This window comes from Streptomyces sp. NPDC007095 (assembly GCF_040634475.1).
Lineage (GTDB): Bacteria > Actinomycetota > Actinomycetes > Streptomycetales > Streptomycetaceae > Streptomyces.
In genome coordinates, this window is the sequence record NZ_JBEYFS010000023.1 from 51,937 (window position 1) to 72,170 (window position 20,234).

The 20,234-nt window shown below is 69.1% G+C and carries 21 protein-coding genes and 4 pseudogenes; 10 read left to right on the plus strand and 15 right to left on the minus strand.

Annotation, left to right across the window (positions count from 1 at the left end):
• The first annotated feature begins 116 nt into the window (after positions 1 to 116).
• On the plus strand, positions 117 to 2,534 hold the full coding sequence (locus tag ABZ656_RS11005) for a SpoIIE family protein phosphatase (RefSeq protein ID WP_101404017.1): 2,418 nt from the start codon (positions 117 to 119) through the stop codon (positions 2,532 to 2,534).
• Between the two features lie 24 nt (positions 2,535 to 2,558).
• On the opposite strand, the gene ABZ656_RS11010 is transcribed toward ABZ656_RS11005, so the two are convergent.
• From ABZ656_RS11010 to rpmF, 3 genes are all read right to left on the minus strand, one after another.
• Positions 2,559 to 2,951 carry an SCO5389 family protein gene (locus tag ABZ656_RS11010; protein ID WP_360266611.1) on the minus strand — a complete coding sequence of 131 codons (393 nt, stop codon included), beginning with the start codon at positions 2,949 to 2,951 and terminating at the stop codon, positions 2,559 to 2,561.
• Positions 2,952 to 3,021: 70 nt separating this feature from the next.
• Positions 3,022 to 3,984, minus strand: a complete 963-nt coding sequence (locus ABZ656_RS11015) for an ATP-binding protein (RefSeq protein WP_101402782.1) — start codon at positions 3,982 to 3,984, stop codon at positions 3,022 to 3,024.
• A 1-nt stretch (position 3,985) separates the two neighbouring features.
• Entirely contained in the window at positions 3,986 to 4,156 is a 171-nt protein-coding gene (gene rpmF / locus ABZ656_RS11020) for a 50S ribosomal protein L32 (protein WP_101402781.1), read from the minus strand.
• A gap of 208 nt (positions 4,157 to 4,364) precedes the next feature.
• On the opposite strand from rpmF, the gene ABZ656_RS11025 reads away from it, so the two are divergent.
• On the plus strand, positions 4,365 to 5,045 hold the full coding sequence (locus tag ABZ656_RS11025) for a DUF6445 family protein (RefSeq protein WP_360266615.1): 681 nt from the start codon (positions 4,365 to 4,367) through the stop codon (positions 5,043 to 5,045).
• A 95-nt stretch (positions 5,046 to 5,140) separates the two neighbouring features.
• Here the strand turns inward: ABZ656_RS11025 and ABZ656_RS11030 are convergent, their stop codons facing one another.
• Together ABZ656_RS11030 and ABZ656_RS11035 are read right to left on the minus strand one after the other, a co-directional pair.
• Complete coding sequence (locus ABZ656_RS11030) at positions 5,141 to 6,643, minus strand: amino acid permease (RefSeq protein ID WP_101404015.1); 1,503 nt, start codon at positions 6,641 to 6,643, stop codon at positions 5,141 to 5,143.
• A gap of 168 nt (positions 6,644 to 6,811) precedes the next feature.
• Positions 6,812 to 7,336, minus strand: a pseudogene (locus ABZ656_RS11035) (SDR family oxidoreductase).
• Between ABZ656_RS11035 and ABZ656_RS11040 the strand changes: the two are divergent.
• Positions 7,233 to 7,457, plus strand: coding sequence for a helix-turn-helix domain-containing protein (locus tag ABZ656_RS11040; protein ID WP_101402778.1), 225 nt, complete (start codon positions 7,233 to 7,235; stop codon positions 7,455 to 7,457). The pseudogene ABZ656_RS11035 and the gene ABZ656_RS11040 sit on opposite strands and share 104 nt — an antisense overlap.
• A gap of 166 nt (positions 7,458 to 7,623) precedes the next feature.
• A complete protein-coding gene (locus tag ABZ656_RS11045) occupies positions 7,624 to 8,013 on the plus strand; it encodes a luciferase family protein (protein WP_101402777.1) in 390 nt (129 codons plus the stop codon).
• 331 nt (positions 8,014 to 8,344) lie between these two features.
• On the opposite strand, the gene ABZ656_RS11050 is transcribed toward ABZ656_RS11045, so the two are convergent.
• A complete protein-coding gene (locus tag ABZ656_RS11050; RefSeq protein ID WP_360266620.1) occupies positions 8,345 to 8,533 on the minus strand; it encodes a 3-oxoacyl-[acyl-carrier-protein] synthase III C-terminal domain-containing protein in 189 nt (62 codons plus the stop codon).
• A gap of 28 nt (positions 8,534 to 8,561) precedes the next feature.
• Between ABZ656_RS11050 and ABZ656_RS11055 the strand changes: the two are divergent.
• A pseudogene (locus tag ABZ656_RS11055) lies at positions 8,562 to 8,648 on the plus strand (aminoglycoside phosphotransferase); the annotation flags it as partial.
• Positions 8,649 to 8,970: 322 nt separating this feature from the next.
• Here ABZ656_RS11055 and ABZ656_RS11060 read toward each other — a convergent pair.
• Together ABZ656_RS11060 and ABZ656_RS11065 are read right to left on the minus strand one after the other, a co-directional pair.
• Positions 8,971 to 9,651, minus strand: coding sequence for an endonuclease (locus tag ABZ656_RS11060; protein WP_360266623.1), 681 nt, complete (start codon positions 9,649 to 9,651; stop codon positions 8,971 to 8,973).
• A gap of 725 nt (positions 9,652 to 10,376) precedes the next feature.
• The gene (locus ABZ656_RS11065; protein WP_101404014.1) at positions 10,377 to 10,754 is read right to left on the minus strand and encodes a DUF488 family protein; all 378 of its coding nucleotides are present in this window, start codon (positions 10,752 to 10,754) and stop codon (positions 10,377 to 10,379) included.
• Between the two features lie 512 nt (positions 10,755 to 11,266).
• On the opposite strand from ABZ656_RS11065, the gene ABZ656_RS11070 reads away from it, so the two are divergent.
• Entirely contained in the window at positions 11,267 to 11,968 is a 702-nt protein-coding gene (locus tag ABZ656_RS11070; protein WP_360266626.1) for a hypothetical protein, read from the plus strand.
• On the opposite strand, the gene ABZ656_RS11075 is transcribed toward ABZ656_RS11070, so the two are convergent.
• Positions 11,869 to 12,573: an ANTAR domain-containing protein gene (locus ABZ656_RS11075; RefSeq protein WP_360266629.1), complete on the minus strand. Its 705-nt coding sequence runs from the start codon at positions 12,571 to 12,573 to the stop codon at positions 11,869 to 11,871. The two genes, ABZ656_RS11070 and ABZ656_RS11075, sit on opposite strands and share 100 nt — an antisense overlap.
• A 271-nt stretch (positions 12,574 to 12,844) precedes the next feature.
• Between ABZ656_RS11075 and ABZ656_RS11080 the strand changes: the two genes are divergently transcribed.
• On the plus strand, positions 12,845 to 13,267 hold the full coding sequence (locus ABZ656_RS11080) for a MarR family transcriptional regulator (RefSeq protein ID WP_360266632.1): 423 nt from the start codon (positions 12,845 to 12,847) through the stop codon (positions 13,265 to 13,267).
• Positions 13,268 to 13,566: 299 nt separating this feature from the next.
• Here ABZ656_RS11080 and gvpK read toward each other — a convergent pair.
• Together gvpK and ABZ656_RS11090 are read right to left on the minus strand one after the other, a co-directional pair.
• A pseudogene (gvpK, locus tag ABZ656_RS11085) lies at positions 13,567 to 13,692 on the minus strand (gas vesicle protein GvpK); the annotation flags it as partial.
• 34 nt (positions 13,693 to 13,726) lie between these two features.
• Positions 13,727 to 14,011, minus strand: a complete 285-nt coding sequence (locus ABZ656_RS11090; protein ID WP_360266651.1) for a GvpL/GvpF family gas vesicle protein — start codon at positions 14,009 to 14,011, stop codon at positions 13,727 to 13,729.
• A 228-nt stretch (positions 14,012 to 14,239) separates the two neighbouring features.
• Here ABZ656_RS11090 and ABZ656_RS11095 point away from each other — a divergent pair, with 228 nt between their 5' ends.
• Together ABZ656_RS11095 and ABZ656_RS11100 are read left to right on the plus strand one after the other, a co-directional pair.
• Entirely contained in the window at positions 14,240 to 14,476 is a 237-nt protein-coding gene (locus ABZ656_RS11095) for a hypothetical protein (protein WP_360266635.1), read from the plus strand.
• Positions 14,477 to 14,546: 70 nt separating this feature from the next.
• The gene (locus ABZ656_RS11100; RefSeq protein ID WP_101402769.1) at positions 14,547 to 15,551 is read left to right on the plus strand and encodes an L-threonylcarbamoyladenylate synthase; all 1,005 of its coding nucleotides are present in this window, start codon (positions 14,547 to 14,549) and stop codon (positions 15,549 to 15,551) included.
• Positions 15,552 to 15,572: 21 nt separating this feature from the next.
• Here ABZ656_RS11100 and ABZ656_RS11105 read toward each other — a convergent pair whose 3' ends face one another.
• The gene (locus tag ABZ656_RS11105) at positions 15,573 to 16,214 is read right to left on the minus strand and encodes a carbonic anhydrase (RefSeq protein ID WP_360266638.1); all 642 of its coding nucleotides are present in this window, start codon (positions 16,212 to 16,214) and stop codon (positions 15,573 to 15,575) included.
• A gap of 463 nt (positions 16,215 to 16,677) precedes the next feature.
• On the opposite strand from ABZ656_RS11105, the gene ABZ656_RS11110 reads away from it, so the two are divergent.
• Positions 16,678 to 17,028 carry a hypothetical protein gene (locus tag ABZ656_RS11110; RefSeq protein WP_101402767.1) on the plus strand — a complete coding sequence of 117 codons (351 nt, stop codon included), beginning with the start codon at positions 16,678 to 16,680 and terminating at the stop codon, positions 17,026 to 17,028.
• 532 nt (positions 17,029 to 17,560) lie between these two features.
• Here the strand turns inward: ABZ656_RS11110 and ABZ656_RS11115 are convergent.
• The 3 genes and pseudogenes from ABZ656_RS11115 to ABZ656_RS11125 form a co-directional block, all read right to left on the minus strand.
• The gene (locus ABZ656_RS11115) at positions 17,561 to 18,226 is read right to left on the minus strand and encodes a hypothetical protein (RefSeq protein WP_101402766.1); all 666 of its coding nucleotides are present in this window, start codon (positions 18,224 to 18,226) and stop codon (positions 17,561 to 17,563) included.
• Between the two features lie 155 nt (positions 18,227 to 18,381).
• Positions 18,382 to 19,950 (minus strand): carboxylesterase family protein, encoded by a 1,569-nt coding sequence (locus ABZ656_RS11120; protein WP_360266654.1) that lies wholly within the window; start codon positions 19,948 to 19,950, stop codon positions 18,382 to 18,384.
• A gap of 15 nt (positions 19,951 to 19,965) precedes the next feature.
• Positions 19,966 to 20,234: pseudogene (locus tag ABZ656_RS11125) on the minus strand (GPP34 family phosphoprotein); the annotation flags it as partial.

Here is a 20,234-nt window from a genome sequence, read left to right on the forward strand (position 1 = left end):
GTCGTACAACGTGAAGAATGGGCAAATAGCGGGTAGGACCACCTCGGGGAGCGGAGAGGGTCGCCGTGGCTGCGAGCGAGGAACGAGACGTGTCGGCCGCCCGCCGGCGTTTCAACATGGCGGACGCCGCACCGCTGCTGCTTGACGCCCGGATGAAGGTGACCAGCTGGACCGCGGACGCCGAGCGGCTGCTGGGGTACGCGCCCTCCGAGGTGCTGGGCCGCCGCGCCGCCGACCTGCTGCTTCCGGAGGACGCGGCGCGGATCCCCGACCTTGTGGCGCGGTGCCGCGAGGGCAACGGCTGGGCGGGACTGCTGTCCGCGCTGCACCGGGACGGGCACGCGGTCCGGGTGATGGTCCGGGTCGTCCCGATACGGGAGAGCGGCGGGCCGACGCGCTGGGTGGTGCTGCTCGCCGATCTGGCCGGTGGCCCCGGCTGGGACATGAGCCGGTCGGTGCTGGAGCGGATGAACGCCCGCTCGCCGGTGGGCATCGCCATCGTGGACACGGACCTGCGCTATGTGTGGTCGAACGCCGCGCTGGAGCAGTTCGGCGGGGGCCCGCCGCACCGGCGGCTGGGGCGCAGGCTCGCCGACATCCAGCCGGGCCTGGACGCCGAGGCGCTAGAGGCGCAGATGCGCCAGGTGCTGGAGAGCGGTCGGCCGGTCGTCGGGTACGAGCACGTGGGCCACATACGGTCCGCGCCGCATCGCGAGACCGCGCACTCCTTGTCGTTCATCCGGCTGGAGGACGACCACGGGCATCCGATCGGGGTGTACTACACCGTCGTCGATGTCACCGATCACTACCGTGCCCGACGGCGGCTGGCGCTGCTCGACCGGGCCGGGGAGCACATCGGGCGCAGTCTGGACGTCCTGCACACCGCGCAGGAGCTGGCCGATGTCGCCGTACCGGGGCTGGCCGACTTCGTCACCGTGGACCTGCTGGAGTCCGTGCTCAGGGGAGCTGAGCCGGTGCCCGGCCGGCTGAGCGACACGGACGTGGTGTCGCTGCGGCGTGCCGGACAGCAGTCGGTCCGGGCCGGCGTCCCCGAAACCGCCATCGAGGTGGGTGAGGCCGCGACCTACCAGACGACCTCTCCCCCGGTGCGCGCGCTGGCCGAGGGCCGGTCCTGGTGCGAGGCGCGGCTGGATCCGCTGGCCAGGAAGTGGAGCACGAGCGCCCGCGAGGGCCCGGCCGCCTCCTTCCTCGACCTCGGGCTGCACAGCGCGATGATCGTCCCCGTCCGGGCCCGTGGCGTCACGCTGGGTATCACCACGTTCTTCCGGCGCGAGCGCGAGGACCCCTTCGACGAGGACGATCTGAGCCTGGCGGAGGAGTTCGTCGGCAGGGCGGCCCTGTGCCTCGACAACGCCCGTCGTTACACCCGTGAACGCGACGCGGCGCTCGTCCTCCAGCGCAATCTGCTCCCGCACCGCTTCCCCGAGCAGAACGCGGTGGAGGTCTCGGCCTGCTACCGGCCCGCGGACGAGCTGACGGGCCTCGCCGGGGACTGGTTCGACGTCATTCCGCTGTCCGGGGCCCGGGTGGCGCTGGTCGTGGGCGAGGTGACCGGTCACGGCATCGACGGCGCCGCCGCCATGGGGCGGCTGCGGGCCGCCGTACAGACCCTCGCCGATCTGGACCTGTCGCCCGAGGAGGTGCTCGCGCACCTGGACGACCTGGTCAGCCGGGCCGCCCGGGAGGAGGGCAGCGGCGCGGACACCCTCACCAGCGGGATGCAGGCCGTCGGAGCCAGCTGTCTGTACGTGGTGTACGACCCGGTGAGCGGGCGGTGCGCGATGGCGGGCGCGGGGCATCCCGCACCCGCGGTCATCGCTCCCGACGGCACCGTCACGTTCGCCGACCTTCCTCGTGGTCCCGCGCTGGGTGTCGCCGGACTGCCCTTCGAATCAGTGGAGTTCACCCTGGAGGAAAACAGTGTGCTCGCCCTGCACACCGACGGGCTGATCGCCACGCCCCGCACGGGACAGGATCCGGATGCGGGCCGGGAGCGGCTGCGGGGCGCGTTGGCCTCGCACCGTCAGCCGTTGGACGGCGTGTGCCGCACGATCGTGGACGACCTCGTGCCGTCACGGCCGTACGACGACGTGGCGCTGCTGATGGCGCGCACCCGCCGGCTCGGCGCCGACCAGGTCGCGACCTGGGACCTGTCCACCGACCCGGCCATGGTCGCCGAGGCCAGGAAGGTGGCGACGCAGCAGCTGAGCGCGTGGGGCCTGGACGAGCTGGCCTTCACCACCGAGCTGGTCGTGAGCGAGCTCGTCACCAACGCGATCCGGTACGCCTCGGGGCCGATCCGGCTGCGTCTGATCAGCGAGCGGGCACTGATCTGCGAGGTTTCCGACGGCGCCGCGACCGCCCCGCATCTGCGGCACCCGAAGACCACCGACGAGGGTGGCCGCGGGCTGTTCCTGATCTCCCAGTTCACCCGGCGCTGGGGCACCCGCTACACCCCCGAGGGGAAGATCATCTGGGCCGAGCAGTCGCTGACCACCCAGCCCGCGATGTAACGGACGGACGCACGGCCGCGGGGTTCAGCAGTCGCGGAACTCGGGTGACTGGTTGAGGATCTGCGAGCGCTGCGAGGTGAACCGGGCGTGGGTGGCGCCTCCGCTGTCCTCGGGGCGGAAGACGGCGACGCGGTGGCAGTTCATGAAGGCGAGGGTGACGCCGAAGTGCCGTTCCAGGCTGCCGCGGATCGCGTCGCTGGCGAGCGCCCGCAGCAGCTGGCCGCGTTCCTTCTCGGAGGGTGGCGGCGTGTGGTTGTCGGCGAACTCCGCCGTCCCGTCGCGGAGTTGATGAGCCAGGTCGGCGATGAGGTCGTACGCGTACGGCAGGGACGTACGGACGGTGTCCACGAAGTCCGCTTCGCGGATCGGACCGCGTTCGGCTTCGGCGAGCAGCTTCGGGGAGACGTCGAGTGACATGAGAGTGGCAGTCCTGTCGCTAGGTGGTTCGGTGGTGTGCCGGTCGCACTCGGGCCGTGCGCGGGGAGGGTCAGCCGGCGGACGGTACGAGAGCGGTGGGACCGTGCCGGAAGTCGGGGTCGATCTGTGCGGAGAGGTCGGTGCCGGTGGCCCGGTCGGCCCAGGCCGCGGCGTTGCGGAGGTGGAGGGCGACGGCGTGTTCCTGGAAGGCCGTCCAGTCCTTGGTACGGGCGTCCAGGGCCGTCCGCATGTGACCCAGCGCGTGGATGTTGTGCGGTTCGAGGTCGCCGTGGGGTCGGCCCTGCTCCTGGGAGCGCACCCAGGAGGAGTGCCGGACGTACGTCAAAAGGTCGTCGCCGACGTGTTCCTTGAGGAAGAGCAGGTCGTCCTCGCCGGTGACCTTGTTCCCGATCACCGCGATCGGGATGCCGAACTCCTGGGCGTGGTCGCGGTACTGGCGGTAGACGGAGACACCATTGCGGGTGGGCTCGGCGACCAGGAAGGTCATGTCGAAGCGGGTGAACAGTCCGGAGGCGAAGGCGTCGGCGCCGGCAGTCATGTCGACGACGACGTACTCGCCCGGCCCGTCGACGAGATGGTTGAGGTACAGCTCCACCGCTCCGAGTTTGGAGTGGTAGCAGGCCACGCCGAGATCGCTCTCGTCGAACTCGCCGGTGACCATCAGCGGTACGCCGCCGACCCGTTGGAGGTGCGGGGTGTGCACCGGGTCGTCGCCGAGGAGGCGCAGCAGGCGGGAGCCGCGGCCCGGCGGGGTGGTCTTGATCATGGTCTCGGGCGAGGTGATGCGCGGGTTGCTGCCGCGCAGGTGGGCCTTGATCTCACCGAGCCGCGCACTGAGGGGCGGGGCGGCGAAGGTTTCGTCGTCGCCGAGGCCGAGGGCGCGTGCCAGGTGCTGGTTGATGTCGCCGTCGATGGCGACGACAGGCGCGCCGGAGTGCGCCAGCCGGCGGGAGAAGAGGGCCGACAGCGTGGTCTTGCCGCTGCCGCCCTTTCCGACGAAGGCCGCGCGCATGTCAGCCCTCCGGGCGCAGCAGGCCACGCTCGTACGCCTTGGCCAGTCGCTGCGGTACGAGGTGGGAGGCGCCGTCGACGGTGATCGGGGCGAGTTGCGCCGTGGAGGCCTTCCACTTGGCGCGACGGTGGCGGGTGTTGCTGCGGGACATCTTGCGTTTGGGCACGGCCATGTCGGTCTCCCAGGTAGGCGGACATGGCTCACGCTATCTGAAAATGGATCCCATTTCCAAGCTGGCGCGCGAGATGTGCGCGAGATGCGCACGGAACATGCACGGGGCACGAAAGGCGCGCCGACAGCCTTGCGACCAAGCGAAGTTGACAGATTGTTGACCAATTCCAAGGCGAGTGGTGACCGACGCCGCCACTATGGTCGGCCGCATGTCCTCACACCCCCCACGGACTCCGGCCCTCCCTGTCCTCCCGTATCGGAAACCGACCCGTGACCGGGACTACTGGGTCTTCGACGATGTGCTGCCCGACGTGGACGCCGTCCGGGCGCGCTGTCTCGCCAAGGACGACTGGGCCAAGGGCTACCCGTACACCTCGGAGAGCTGGCCGGGCCTGCGGACGATGCCGGGGCTCGAACCGGGCGAACTGGCCCGTGTGGAACGGCTGGTGAAGAAGGCCACCGGCGCGAAGGAACTGTGGGTGCAGAGCACGCCCTCCGGGGGCACGCTCAACCACAACTGCGTCCAGGTGGTCGGCAAGGACGAGGGCCGACCGCGGCCGCACACCGACTCCCGCGCGCTGTGCCGCTACGCCGCCGTGCTCTATCTCAACCCGGTCGTACCCAAGAGCTGCGGAACGAGCTTCTACCGGCAGAACCTGCCTGGCGGCCGTCTCGGCGGCAACGTGGTGGCGGCTCCGCACAACAACCTGGTCGACGCGCTGGGTACGCGGTTCGTGGCGCCGGACTCCTTCGTCGAGGACCTCGATGTCCCGCACCGCTACAACCGGCTGCTCCTCTACCACGCCAACCTGATGCACAGTGCCACCGCCTACTGGGGCAGCACGATGGAGGACAAGCGGATGACCGCGGTCTTCTTCTGGATGGCCTGAGTCCGCGTACCGATGGCGCGAGCCCGCATGCCGATGCCGAGCGGCCCCCGGACCTTGGAGTCCGGGGGCCGCTCGGCTGTGCGGGGCGGTGGCGTTCAGTTGCCCATGAGTTCGCGTTCGATGGAGGCCAACTCGTCGGCGCTGCCCTGGACCTTGGGGCCGGTGAACCACTTGCGGGCCGACAGCATCCACCAGGCGCCGGCGAAGCCGAGGACGACGACGACCGCGATCGGCGCGTAGTTGAAGGACTTGGCGGTGACCGGGCTGACCTGCGGAAGCATGAAGAGGACGGTCACGCAGGCGACCCAGCCCACGGCGACGACCGCGACGGGCTTGCTCCAGCGGCCGAGGTTCCAGGGGCCGGCCGCGAAGTCGTCGCCCTGGCGAAGCCGCAGATAGATCGGGATGACGTAGGCGATGAAGAGACCGATGACCGCGATCGAGGTGACGGCGGCGTACGCGGTGGGATTGATCAGGTAGGGCAGGCCGAGGAGGAAGGCGCCGCCCGAGGCGAGCCACACCGCGTTGGACGGCGTACGGGTGCGGTCACTGATCCGGTGCCACAACGCCGAGCCCGGCAGCGCGCCGTCCCGCGAGAAGGCATAGATCATCCGGGAGTTGGCCGTCACTGAGGACATCCCGCAGAAGAACTGGGCGCCGATGACGATGAGGAGCAGCAGTTTGCCGCCGGTGTCGCCCAGGGCGTCGAGGAAGATCTGCACCGGGGGCACGCCGGTGGAGCTGCCGAGTGCGCCGTCGTAGCTCTGGATCGCGAACGTGACGCCGATCAGCAGGATCCAGCCCGCCACCAGCGAAACGAGGATGGAGTTGACGATGCCGCGCGGTCCGGAGCGGGCCGCGTCGTGGGTCTCCTCGGTCATGTGGGCGGAGGCGTCGAAGCCGGTCAGGGTGTACTGGGCGAGCAGCAGGCCCAGCAGGGAGACGTACAGGCCGGATCCCCAGCCGGTGTTGTTGACGAAGTGGCCGAAGACGAAGCCCGCCGACTGGTGGTGGGAGGGGAAGACGACCAGCGCGAGGACGACGACCGCCACCCCGATGACCTGCCACCACACGCTGATGTTGTTGAGCAGGGCGACGAGCTTGACGCCGCGCACGTTGAGGAGCGCGTGGACGAGCAGGGTGATGCCGAAGAGGAGCACGGTGTGGCCGGGGGTGGCGGTGAAGCCGAACTGGAGGTCCAGGAAGGCGTTGAGGAACTGGGCCAGACCGAAGTCGATACCCGCGGTGACGGCGACCTGGCCGAGGAAGTTGAACCAGCCGGTGAACCAGGCCCAGGCCGGGCCTCTGCTCTTGGCGAGCTTGGCCGCCCAGTAGTAGAGGCCGCCCGCGGTCGGGTAGCTGGAGCACACCTCGGCCATGCCCAGGCCGACAGTGAGGGTGAGGACACCGACGATCGGCCATCCCCACACCATGACGGCGGGGCCGCCGGTGTTCATGCCGAAGCCGTAGAGCGTCATACAGCCGGAGAGAATGCAGATGATCGTGAACGAGACGGCGAAGTTCGAGAACGGCGACATGCTGCGCTCGAGTTCCTGCGCGTACCCGAGCTCGTGCAGCCGGGTCTCGTCGTCGGTCATCGTGGGTGCCGCGCTGTCGTTCGATCCGGGTGAACCGGTCTTGTCCAGGGTGTTGTCCGAAGCCACGGGTTATCCCCTTTGTGTGCTGGGCCGGTTGGGAGGGTGGACGGCGCGGACGGCGCACCTCGCGCGAAGGGCGCGAGCGGCGGGGTGGCGGGTGGGTGACGGCTACTGCGACGTCATACCGCCGTCGACCGCGACGACGCTTCCGGTCATGAAGCTCGCCTCGTCGGAGGCGAGGAAGAGGGCCGACGTTCGCAATCTCGCGGGGCTGCCCCGGACGCCCGATGGACTGGAAGGAATCGATGGTGTCGTAGAAGTGCTCAAGGCCGCCGAGGGGCTTGGCGTGCGCGTGGTTGATCGGCGTGTCGGCCCATCCCGGCCAGATCACGTTGCAGCGGGGGTGCCCTGCTTGACGTAGTCCAGTGCCACGCCCTTCGTGAGCATCACGCCGGCACCCTTGGAGGCAGAGTAAACAGTGAGGAAGGGCTCGCTGACCAGCCCGTTGACGCTGGAGATGTTCACAATCGAGCCGCCACCCGCGGTGAGCATGTGCGGGATGACCGCACGGCAGCCGTAATGCCGGCCCTTGACGTTCACATCGAGGGCGCGCGCCGCCCTCATCCTCCCCACGCTGCACACCTGGCTGGAGCACCAGGGCAGCATCCGCACCGCCGCGCAGCGGTTGCACATCCATGCGAACACCCTGCGCTACCGGCTGACGAAGATCGAACAGACCGTCGGTGTCAATCTCGCCGATCCCGGCATCAGGCTCGTCCTCGCTCTCCAGCTCAAGGCGCTCGCCCCCGCCTGACCCACCCGTCCCGTACGACCTCGCCCTCGACGCCGCGGAACGCCGCCCGCCCGGAGAGAAGCACCTCTGACTTCCGCCCGCCATTTCCGGACATGCGTGGGCTACGGCTCAGTTACGGCTTGCTCAAGTCCTGGTGGCCGGACGGTGAGCTCGTCATGATGGGCGCATGACGTTGGCCTCGCGTGCCATGACGCAACTGACGGGCTGGCCGGACCTCATGGAGGCCCGGCCGAGCTGCGGCACAGGGCGGGCGCTGAGTTCGGCACAGGGCGAGATCGTGCATTTCCATTCGGATCACGATGTCGACCTGCACCTCACAGCCCGTGCCATTCACCGTTTCCAGGATCACCTCAGGGGCGCGAGCGCGGTCCGGATGGTGCCCGAATCGCGGTGGGTGACCATACGCCTCGAAGTCGACGCCGACATCGGTCTGCTCCTCACCCTGGTGAGCCTCGCTCTGCAGGCCCATCAGACGTGGCCGGTTCCGGGCGACTCCCCCTCGGCGGGCTGCAACGACCTACGCAGCGTGGTGCTTCCACGCGACAGCGTCGGCTGAGACGCCGCCTCGGCCATGGGTGCCCTTCCGCTCGACGGGATACAGCCGAGTGCGCCGTCCACCGGAGTGGAGGCTTCGCGCCCTGGGCGTCTCCGACGTACAGGTTGATGTGCGCCTCGTAGCGGTCGAGGGCGATGCGGCGGCTACAGGTGCCGATGTCGTTCCATGGCCTACGCCCGCACCGTGCCGGCCGGACAGCCGACCCGACGCCTCCTGGGTCAACCCGATCGAGGCCCGCTTCGCCACCACCGCGGCAGTTCACGCTCGCCGACTCCAACCGCCCCGTCCACCCGGTTCAGACCCGCGAGCCTCTGTTCAGGGCTGATCGAAGTCATCTGGTGGGGGCGGGCGGTGGAACCGACCAGTTCATCAGCATCACGCTGGCACTGGCACCGCTGGCCAGACCGAACAGTGCCACTGTGTCGTCCGGCCGCAGGCGGCCTTGTTCCGCGGCGAGGGAGAGCTGGAGCGGGAGGGTGGCGGCTCCCATGTTTCCCGTTCGGTGGAAGGTGGGCACCACGATGTCGGCCCGGACTCCGAGACGTGCGCTCGGCGACGACCTCGCCGTCCGGTTGCCGTGGGCGACGCGGTCCGCGGACGCGCTGCTGCGCAAGGAGTACGCCTGGGTGCCGGGCGCGCCCGCCGACCGCGGCCAACAGTGACCTAATCCGGTGGTTCCTGAATCACCCCGTCCGCTTCGCCCTCATCTTCTGCCTGCTCTCCCTGTCCTTCCTGCTTCACCTGACCACGGGACCGCTCTTTCACTTCTTTCGAATCACCCTCAGGGGGCGGCGGATCCCGCGGAACGGAACCGGTGGAATACGGTTCACTTTTGCACGTCATGACGAGTGCGATGACCGGGTGCAACAGAAGCAACCGGATTCGGGGGTGGTCGAAAATCAAGAGTCGGAGAGACATCGGAGCTTTCCGCGGATCGTAGGTTTCTCGGAGGATCTGTCAGGCCGCCTTGGCGGCGGCGAGCACTTCGTCGACCAGTGGCTTGTCGAGAGCCGCGTGGACCAGGCCGTCCGCCAGCCGGGGCATCTCTCGGCCCTGGACGAGGCCGCCCAGCTCTTTGGGTGAGGCCGGCAGTCCGAGCCTTCGTGCCCCCTCCAGGGCCTTGCGGTCGATGTACGGCGCGAACTCCGGCCACACGCCCTGCACGTCACGCAGGAAGATGTCTGCCCCCGTGGGCCCGATCCCTGGTATGTCCAACAGGGCCTTCTTCGGGTCGGGTTCGTCGCGCAGTCGGCGCAGATCGCCGCCGTAGCGCTCCAGCACTAGCTCGGCTCCCCTGCCGAGCAGCGTGGAGGTCCGCTCGTCGTAGCGCCGGTAGCCGCCTTTGCCGAGTGCGTCGACGCGCCGTTGCCTGGATGCGTCCGCCATCGACCGCGGGTCGCGCATTTCGGCGTCGAACAGCGCCCTGGCCGCTGCTACGGCGATGTCGGCCTTGATGCGGGCGCTGAGCAGTATGGCGAGCACGAGCGTCTGGTACAACGGCGTCGGGCTGTTGCGCAGTCGGATGCCGGCCTGCGCCGTATATGTGCGCTGTTGTTGGTTGAGCAGCGCACGCACCACTGCCTCGTACCTCGCGGCGGTCGTCTTCTTGCCGGACTTCCTCTCGGTCTTCGCAGCCATCGCCTAGTCACCGATTCAACGTTTCCGGTGCCCCAAAGGAGGGCCATAACCCGTTCCGTGTACCCGCCCAAGACCGATCGATACATCCATCTGTCGCCAAGGGCTCACAGAAGAACAACATGCGGGCGGGCGACGTGGTGATCTGCCAAGACACCTGCAAAACCCACAAGTTATTTCTCTGCGAGCCCCAACGGTCTCTGGAACATGGGCAACATGGCTGGTAACAGAAGCAAGATCCGGAAATCCACATCCGGTCGCTTACTGGAGAAGCCACGAGGTGAGCGCTCCAGCGAACGCGCGCTGGAACCCTTGGGCGGCGCGTCGCCCAGGGGCGGCAAGCGCGTTTCAAGATCCAGAAGCATTCGGCCACCGCGCTCCACGATGACTTCCGCCTGGCGGCGTGCAGCGTCGTGAAGTCATGGGCCGTCCCGAAGGACCCGCGCTGCGGGCCGTCGTGCTGTTCGCCACGCCCGCGACGAGCGCTTCGGCCGAGAGCGGGGCGGGCGCTGCACAGCCAGCGCCCGCCGGGCGGGATGCGGCTGGCCGTCATGCTGATCACCGGATTCCGCGCACGCCCAACTGCCCCCGGCGGCGTCATTCTCGCCAACGCGCATCACATGGCGCGCGCATCCCCCTGGCTTCCGCCTTGTTCGTGCATGGGACGTTCCAGAAGAGGATCGACCTCAGGATCGCTGCACGGGCCTTCCCCGGGGGAGAGCAGGAAGTTACCGAGCGGCTCGCCGCGCCCCACCCGTCAACCACTCGGCGAGAACTGCCGCCTGGCTGTGCTCCACGTCCCTGGTGGCGGTCAGCAGCGTCAGCTTGTCATGGTCGGCGAGGTCACGCAGATGCCCGGCCGCCTCCCGATGCTCGGAGTCGCCCAGTTCGTCGAGGTAGCGGCGCCGGAACTCCGTGAAACGGCTAGATTCATGGCCGTACCACTTGCGTAGTTCGGTCGACGGCGCGACGTCGCGCAGCCACTCGTCGACCTGCGCCTCCTCGCTGCGCATCCCCCGCGGCCAGAGACGATCGACGAGCACCCGCCTACCGTCTCGCGGCGAGGTCTCCTCATAGACTCTGCGATATCTGATCTGCTTCGTCATGATCACACCTCTCCCATCCATCTTATCGGCTTGATCGTTTATCGGGGCGCGGGTATTGCCCCGGCCGCGATGCCGCGCCTCCTCGCTGTTGCCTGCATGCGACGACGTCCAAGGGGCACTGGCAGAGGCAACTGGCTACCCGTCCCATGGAAAGGGTGGATGCGCACGCCCGTCTTCACGCCCGTGACGACCTTTTCGATCGTGTGCCGACCGAGGAGCGGACGGCGTTGCGGCGAGCGTCCCAGCCCGAAACCCCCGGGGCCGTGCCGGCCACGATGACGGGGCGCTACCTTTCCGACCCGGAGTGGATCTCCGAGTGCAAACCCGGTGGAGAACACTGTGTCGGTGTCCGTGACAGCGCCCCCACCGTGGATCCGGCCGCAGCTCGTCGCCGAGATCGGGTTCACGGAGCGGACGGAGGACGGGAACCCTCGGTCCATGGGACCGGGGACCGATAGACCGGCACCGGAAGTCGTACGGGAGCGGCCCGGCGAAAAGGCGAGGAAGAACCCATGAGCGCCAAGGAGAAGACCAAGGACGAGATACGCGTCGGCGACCGGAAGGTGGCGTTGTCCAACCCCGACAAGGAGCTGTTCCCGGACGACGGGATCACCAAGGCCGAGCTGATCGACTACTACCGGACCGTCGCGCGCCCCATGCTCTCCCACCTCAAGGACCGGCCACTCGGGATGGAGCGCTATCCCGACGGACACCTGGGAAAGTCCTTCTTCCACAAGGACGTTCCTGACTACTTCCCCGACTGGATCCGTACCGTACCGGTGCCCAAGGAGAGCGGCAGCCTCACCATGGCGGTCTGCGATGATGTATTCGTACTGACGTTCCCGCTTGGGGCTCGACCCACGAGGCATGATCACTCCCTGAATGGCTGTCGGGGCACCTTGCTCGCCCTGTGCGGCGCCGAGGCCGAGCCGCGAACGCACGTACTGCGTCCGGGCCACCTGCACCACCTGAGCAGCTGCCGAGCACCCCGCCGAAGCGTCTCGACGACTCGCCGCAACTGTCGATACCGATGGAGCCATGGCCGTCGGCACTCGGTGGTGGGCACGCGGGCCAGGCCATCCATGGCCGACTCGTCTACCGCCGCTCAGAAGAGTCACGACGCGAGGCTGTCACTGTCCGGTGGCGCAGGTCTGCCGGTGGGAGAGGTCCATTCACGGCGTCGGTGGTTCAGGGAGAGCGGGCTGAGTGTTTGAGTGACCGCCGCGGAGACCTGCTGCTGCAACCGGTCGGGCAGCGGAGCACCGTTGACCGCCCCGACCAGCTCCTGGGCCAGGTGGTGCAGTTTGGTGTTGGTGCGCTGGGAGGTCTCGACCAGGACGCTCCAGGCGTCCTCGGAATTCAGACCGAAGGAGGCCATCAGAACGCCACGGGCCAGATCGATGACCGGCCTGGTTTGCATGGCCCGTTTGAGCTGGCCGATTTCGATGCGCAGGTCCTCCTCGACGTCCTTGGGCAACCCGTCCGCCTCCACGGGACTGGGGGTGGTACCGGTACACATGCCCCGGCCATTGGCGGCCACGCCGGGACCGGCGTCATCTAGGTGCGCGAAGAGCGGCCAGGTGCGGGTAAGTGTGAGCAGGCGCTCGACCGCGATCCCCGCGGTCTGGATGCGGACCGTCTTGGCCTCCGACAGGGCCAGGCGGCGGATGTACAGCAGGACGTTGAGGCCGGAGCAGTCACAGAAGTCGACCCCGGCGAAGTCGAGGTCGAGGCCGTGGACCGACTGGGCCAGCACTTCACGCAGGCCGTGCTGGAGCGCCTGCTCCGTGTCGATGTCGAGTTCACCCGCTACCGCCACAACCGTCCGCCCACTGGCGGGGTAGGTCGCAACCTTCAGGAACGGCGAGGTGCAGGCTCCAACCGTGCCGCCCGCTTGCGTTTCGTGGACGGCTTCGTCTGCGCCCCTCGCCTGGGAAGAAAGCAGATGTTCTTGCATGGGAGTCGCTCCCGGGGCATCCACTGGTCTTTGCCTCCTCCAGCCTCGGCCTCCCTCACCTCACACGTCAAGAGATACATGAACTCATTTTCACCCTTTTGAATACGTGAACGCCGGGCACTATCCTGAGGGCATGGGTGGAGTACCCGAGGGACACAGCGGCTGGACCTTCCTGACCAACCACGCCCGAGTGCTGGCCTCGATCGCCGAGGATCCAGGCACTCGCATCCGGGACATCGCCGCGCGGTGCCGGCTCACCGAGCGCGCTGTCCAGAAGATCATTTCCGATCTTGAGCAGAGCGGCTATCTCACCCACACCCGGCAGGGCCGCTCGAATCGCTACCGCATCGAAGAGGGGACCGTCCTCCGGCATCCGGCTGACGCCGGTCTCACCGTGGAGGGCCTGCTGGACGCCCTCGACCAGCACGAGGTCTCCCACGAAACCCGGCCCGGGCAGCGGGCGGGGCATCAGGGCAGCGATGGAACGAAGGGGCCTGCTGACGACGGCGGCATGGCAGCCACGAGATCCGTAAAGGTCGGGGGGCACCCCGAGTGAAGTCATGATTCGCGCTGATCAACCCCCTGGAGATGGTTCACCACCAGCGAAGCCACCCTGAACCCGGCGCGGCACCTGATGCACAGCTGCTTCTGATTCGGTCGGTACGGCTTGTTCGCGCGGTCGCTGAAGGGGGTGAGGCCCTTCATCCGGCTGTATGCCGGTGTCTTCCCCCGCGGTGCAGGCAGCATCGGCCGCATGGAGATCGCACCTGCCGATACCGAAGGCGAGGTCTGAGGCGAGTACCGCCTATCGGCGACGGTACGACGGGGAGAGAACCCGACTCGGTTGCCTGGGGTTCAGTCGGAGGGCGGCAGCAATGTGCCCAGTGGCCCGAGGTCGACGTCCTGCATCGTCAGTCCGTACTGGGCGCACAGGTCGCTCATGCGGTCGTGGAGCGGCATGAGGGTCGCTCCGAGACGTTGGAGTTATGTGAACAGGCCCCGGGCGAAGACACCCCTACACGAAGCTGTACGGAGGAAGGGGGCCGTTGAGCCGGAAGTCGAAGTCGTCACCCCTCTGGTGGGCGAGACTCAGCTCCGTGGTGAGGAAGAGCTCTTCCTCGTCGCGGCTCACCAGGAATGAGGCGCCGAGGAAGTCTGCCCCGGTAAGCGAGGAGGCATTGACCTCCCGGGCGAACGGGCGGAGTGCCTCGACCACACCCGATGCCAGCGAGCCGGACCGGGCGTGGCTGCAGGAGGCCCCGCAGACCGTCGGGGCGAGGGTCGCTTCCCACGGGGGCAGTCTCCGGTACGCGGACTACATCGGGCCGCGCACCGGCCGGCTGCGCACCGCCACCTCCCACCGGTACCCGAAGGCCGACCAGGCGGGTGGGGTCGCATGAACGCCGTACCCGTCACGGCTGCGAGGGCGTCGAGCAGCCCCGACGTCTGGTCCCGCGAGGTGAACGCGGCACGCCGGCTCATAGACCCCACCACCTGATCACCCCGACCAGCCGGAGGACGATCCCCGATGCCCGGCAATCAGCTTCGCGAAACCGCCACCCGTCAGGTCCTCGCCCGCGACCTGGTCGACTACGCCGCGGCCGAGGCCGCCTTGGAGTCAGGCGTTCTGCCGGGCGATTCCGCCGGGCCGCCGGCGACCGGGTTCAAGGTCGCGTGCGTCGCCCCGGACGGGTCGGAGTTTGCGGCGTCCGCTGACGGACGCGTGGACGGCGCCGTGCGAGCACGCCGCTCCACAGCCGAATGAGGCATCGGCCTTGGTGCGGCGTCGTGCGCCGACGAGGACGTGGAACGTAGAAAGCGGGATCAGTGGAACAATGCCGAGGGTGACGGCAAGTACCAGTGATATCGAGAAGGCGGCCGGTGTGCTGCGCGCTGGAGGGCTGGTGGCCCTCCCGACCGAAACCGTCTACGGCCTGGGCGCCAACGCCGAAGACCCTGCCGCGGTCGCGCGCATTTTCCAGGTCAAGGGGCGGCCGCCCTCTCACCCGCTGATTGTTCACATCGGCGGCGCGGAGCACCTGGGCGACTGGGTCGAGGACGTGCCCCCCACGGCACGCCTGCTGGCCGAACGGTTCTGGCCGGGGCCACTGACGCTGGTGTTGCGGCGCGGTCGCCGTGTGCCCTTTGCGGCGACGGGTGGTTTGGAGACGGTGGCCGTGCGCGTACCTGACCATCCGGTCGCGCTCGCGCTGCTGTCGGCCTTCGGTGGCGGTGTCACGGCCCCGTCCGCCAACCGTTTCGGTTCGGTCAGCCCGACGACGGCGGACCACGTCCGTGCGGAGCTCGGCGAGGCGGTCGACTTCGTGCTGGACGGCGGGTCATGCGAGGTCGGCGTCGAGTCGACCATCGTCGACGTCACGGGCGGCGTGCCGAGCGTCCTGCGGCCCGGCGGGGTGACGCGCGAGGACCTCGAAGCGGTGCTGGGCTGCCCGATCGCGGTCCCTTCGACCAGCCCCGTTCGGGTGCCGGGCCAGCACCCGTCCCACTACGCGCCGCGGGCGCGTGTCGTCCTCGTCGAGCCCGAGAAGGTCGCGGCCGAAGCGGAGCACGCGCAGGAACTGGGGCACCACGTGGGAGTCTTCCTTCCGCCCGCTGTCGCCGCCCCGTTGAAGGCGCACGCGGTGGTGGCCCTCCCCACTTCAATGGCCGCCTATGCGCGCGGGCTGTACGGGTTCCTGCGCGAGCTCGACCAGCACGGGTGCGACCTCATCATCGCCTCGCTGCCGGTGGAGGAGGGCCTGGGACTGGCGATCGCCAACCGGCTCCGCCGCGCCGCAGGGCCCCGGCCCTCCGCCGCCCCCGACCTCCAGGAACGCTGAACGGCCGTCCGGCGGTGGGTTTCAGCGTGCGGGGGCAGTAGCCCTGGTCAGGCCGTGCGACACAACCAACTGCGCACGGCCGTCGGCCAGCCGGTAGGACAGGCCCGCCACGGCAAGGCGACCGGCGGCCACGCGCTCGGCCAGGACGCGGGAGCGGTCCAGCAGCAGGTCGACGGTGTGCCGGATGTGCTCGTCAAGGATCTCTTCGGGCAGATAGCGTCCGGCAGCGCGGGCCGCCAGCACGCTCGGCGTCACCCGCTCAACGACGTCCCGAACGAAACCGGCGGGCACCTTGCCGCCGTCGGCGGCGGCAAGAGCAGCCCCGATGGCCCCACAGGAGTCGTGGCCCAGGATCACGACCAGCGGGCAGTTCAGCACACTCACCCCGTACTCGATGCTGCCCAGCGCCTCCGCACCGGCCACGTGCCCGGCGGTGCGGACCACGAACAGGTCACCCAGGCCCCGGTCGAAGATGATCTCTGCGGCGAGCCGGGAGTCCGAGCACCCGAACAGCACCGCGAAGGGGCTCTGGGCCGGTGCGGTCTCGGTGCGGCGTGCGGAGTCCTGGTTGGGGTGCTCGGGCAAGCCGGCCACGAACCGCTGGTTGCCGGCCAGCAGCATCTCGAAGGCAACATCGGGAGTCGGTGTCAAGGTCTCGGTCATGGCGGCAGGCTACGGCCGACCCCGCGCAAGCGCGCGGCCCGGGACCACTGACGGCAGCCGGCCGGCGCACCTCCACGACCGGAACTCCCAGACACCGGGTGATGCCGGCCTCGGCCCGCCTCTTCAGTGAGATGCGCATCTGCTCACCCCACAACGGCACGCCCGCACCGCCTGGTCGCGCGCCAGCCTCCTCGTTCGACGACGCCGTCACACCACCAAACGACGCCACGCAGAGCAGGGGTGCACCCCACAGGAGTGAACCTGCCGGGCCCGTTGACGTCCATGCGGCACCGGAACCAGCCTGCCCGAGTCAGGCGGACTGGCCGAGACCAGCGGCGGTCGGCCTGAAAATGCAAGGTGGGATCGGACAGGTCCGGCTCACGCTGACCGATGCGTCCCTTCACCATCCGGCCAGGGCCTGTCCGGCGCACCATGATCCGGCAGGGCCCGGTAGGTTGCCCGCATGTCTTCTGCACTTGTTGTTGGTTACGACCCGCAAGCGGTACCTGGCGTGGACGGTCAGGCTCTTCGCGCGGCTCTCGACGCGGAACTGGCCCGGTTCGGCGAGCAGGGCATCGACGCAGCCATGACACTGGTCGTGTTCGATGAATCGGCCGAGTCCACCCTCGTCGCATCGCTGACCAGGCACCCGTGGGATGTCGTGGTGATAGGGGGCGGGATCCGCAAGGCAGAGCCATTGCTTCCGCTGTTCGAGCAGGTCGTGAACCTGATCCGCCGCCACGCGCCGCAGGCCGCCATCGCGTTCAACACCAGTGGCGGAGACAGTGTCGAGGCGGCACAGCGGTGGCTGTGAATTCCGCCCGTCCACGCTCACCATGGACCAGTCGATGCGGCCTTCCGCGTCGGCGTCGGCCAGGACGGTCGCGAAGAGCGTCGACCCAAGTGCGTTCGCCCGCTTCCCGGAGGCAGAGCGGTGACTCCGGAAGAGTACGAGTGTCGGATGCTCCGGAACTCTGCGATCGCCGGACCTCGACATCTCAGGACATCAGAACCACTCGCCGTACTTCGCGCCCGTCATACAGCCCACCATCACCTATGCACGCTGCGGATGCTGGCCGTGGAAGAGCTCAAGCTCGTCCAGCGCTTCCCGAAGGAGTTCATCCTCCACGGCAACCAGACCGAGGCGATCCTCCAGATCCGCAACGCGGTCAGCGCCAACGCCGCCCGATGGCTGGGCGAACGGCTGCTACGGCCTGGCCCTGGCCGACGCCCTCGCCGACGCCACCAGCCAGCTTCTCGGTGTCCCCCTGACGATGGTCGCCGACGGGCGCACCCGGCCATGTCCGAGTTAGATGGCACCGCAACCGTCTTCTGCGCAGGCGGCATCAGTGCTGCACAGCTGGTGAGCCGGCGGGCGCACGTCGTGTGGCACTGCGGTACGTGGAGACGCCCAGGGCGAGCATCCAGTAGCTGAAGATGGCGCCCATGAGGGCGGTCGTGCCCCAGCCGTTCGCCGCGTAGAAGTGCGCGGGGGTGTTGCCGAAGAACAGAGACGGCACGAAGACCAGGTTGACCCCTGCCAGCACGAAGGCAGAGCGGCCGGTCCAGCGCGGCAGCAGCTTCGTACGGGCGATTCCGTAGCCCACGGCGGCCAGGAAGAGCGCGAGCATGAGGCGGCCGATCGCCCCGTAGAGGATGTAGGTGCCGCTGACCGTGATGGTCGGGTCGATCGGGTGGTCGGCGACGATGACCTCTCCGGCCTCGAGCCCGCTGGAGACCAGGGTGATCGTCGCGTAGACCAGTCCGGTGGCGAAGGCCATCGTGCCGACCCATTCGTAGGCGGGGTCGGCCGCCTTGACCAGTTCACGGAAGACCGTCACCCACACGATCAGGAACGCCAGCGCGAAGATTCCGATCAGCAGCCTGGCCAGGACGTTCGAGTCCGGTGGCGGACCGGAGTAGATGAAGTACAGGGGTACTTCGACGATGAAGGCGGCCGCGGTGGCGATGCCGGCAAGGCCTGTCAGGCGCCTGGCGATGGTTTCGTTCATGGCTGTCCCCCTGGGATCCGTGTGGTGGGTGCCTCGATGGTTCGTTGCCGACGACGCGAATCCTGCCGTTGTCGGTGCTTCTCGACGCTGGACGTGGTTCTGCCCCGTTCGGGCGATACCGAGCTGACTGGCCCTCACTGCCGTCGTTTCTGTGATCACCCGAGGGTGTTCCAGAACGCGCAGTGGTGGCGGGGCTGCGCCGTGCGGGTGGGGACGATGTGGTCCGGTGCCAGGGACAGCACCGTCTGCCGGGACCAGTGCGGCGACGACGGGCCGTTCGGGTCGGCGGTACGGGCGAAGCGGGTCCAGTAGTCGATCATGGTGTCGGCCAGCCGATGCTGTGCTGCGGTCAGGTCGCGGGGGCGGCCGCCCAGGTCGAAGAGGTAGGGCAGTTCACTCGCGTGCGGTGCGCCGAGCGGGAACGGCGGTGTGTCCGAGGTGAGCGGCGGGGCGTGCTTGTCGGCGAACTCGTAGCGCCAGACGGGTACATGGGCGGCGAAAAGCAGGTCGTCGGTGCGTGCCGTCGGGCAGGCGAAGTCGGCGTCGCCGATGACGGCGCCGAACACCGGGCCTCCGTCGGTGCGGTGCACCGGGTACTCACGGACGATCGCCCTCGCCTGGCCCGGGGAGGGGAAGAAGGAGGCCACGACGTCGGGCCAGGTGTCGGGGGTTACGGGATGGCCTGCCTGAATGATCCCGGCGGCCCAGCCGTTGCCCTCATCGTGGTTGTTGCCGATGAGCACGGGGACGCGGTGGAAGCGGCCGGCGGCGATCGCCGCCGCGGGGTCGCTGGGCAGCAACGGGGTGGTGTGAGCGGGCTGTTGGTCCGCGTCCTGGGCGGCGAGCAGACGGGAGACGTCCACGCGCCGCAGGCAGGCCAGGACGTCGCGAGCGGAGCCGCAGCCGACCTTTGCCGCGAGGTCCGCGCCCTCGGCGCGCGCCGTGGACAGGGAGGCGGAGGACGGGGCGAACGGCCGGTCGGGGCGGCCGGTGCACGGGCCGCTCTCGATGATCGCCCGGTCGAAGAGCCCTGCGGCGGCGGGTGAGGCGAGCTGGGCGCAGACGCTGAAGCCGCCCGCCGACTCGCCGGCCAGCGTCACGTTGTGCGGGTCGCCGCCGAAGGCGCCGATCTCGGTGCGGACCCAGCGCAGTGCCGCCTGCTGGTCGGCCAGGCCGAAGGTGCCGGAGCCGAGCAGCCCGCTGTGCGCGAGGAAACCGAGGGCCCCGAGGCGGTAGTTGACGGTGACGACCACGGCGTCGCCGCGGGTGGCCATGCGGTGGGCGTCATACGAGGTGCCCGCTCCGGTGGTGAAGCCGCCGCCGTGCAGCCACACGATCACCGGCCGGGGACGTGACGGTCCCGCACCGTCGGGTGTCGTGACGTTCAGGTGAAGACAGTCCTCGTCGGTGCTGCCGCCGGGCACCTCGCCGGCCGGCTGCGGGCAGGCGCTCGCGGGCCGGGTCGCGTCCCGTACCCCTGACCAGGGGGCCGGGCGGCGGGGCGGCGCCCAGCGCAGCCCGCCGACCGGGGGCGCCGCGTAGGGGATGCCCTCGAACGTGCGGTAGCCGTCGTGGGCGGTGCCCCGCACCGGGCCGTCGTGGATGCGTACCGTCGTGGCGGCGACGGGCGAGGCGGGATCCGTCGGTGGCGCTGCGGACCAGGCCGTCGTGAGCACGACGGACAGGGCACAGCCCAGGGTGGTCAGGACGCGGTGCATGCTCATCATCTCCCCATCCGGTCAGCTGCCGCCCATGCCGCCCTGCGCGGCGATCATGGTCATCGGCAGAGCGCGTACAGCTTTCTCCAGGCCGGGCGCAAGGGCGGCGAGGTGCCCCGTGCAGGCGTCGATACGGGCCCGGAACGTCTTCTGGTCCTCCCGTGACACGACCGAGCGGAGGCCGCCCGCCGCGGCATCGGGATCTGCTTCAAGGAGTGGACGACGAAGGCGTAAACCTCGCCTCTGGCGGTGACGTACGGGAAGGGGGCGCGCGCGGCCGCTTTGCGCGG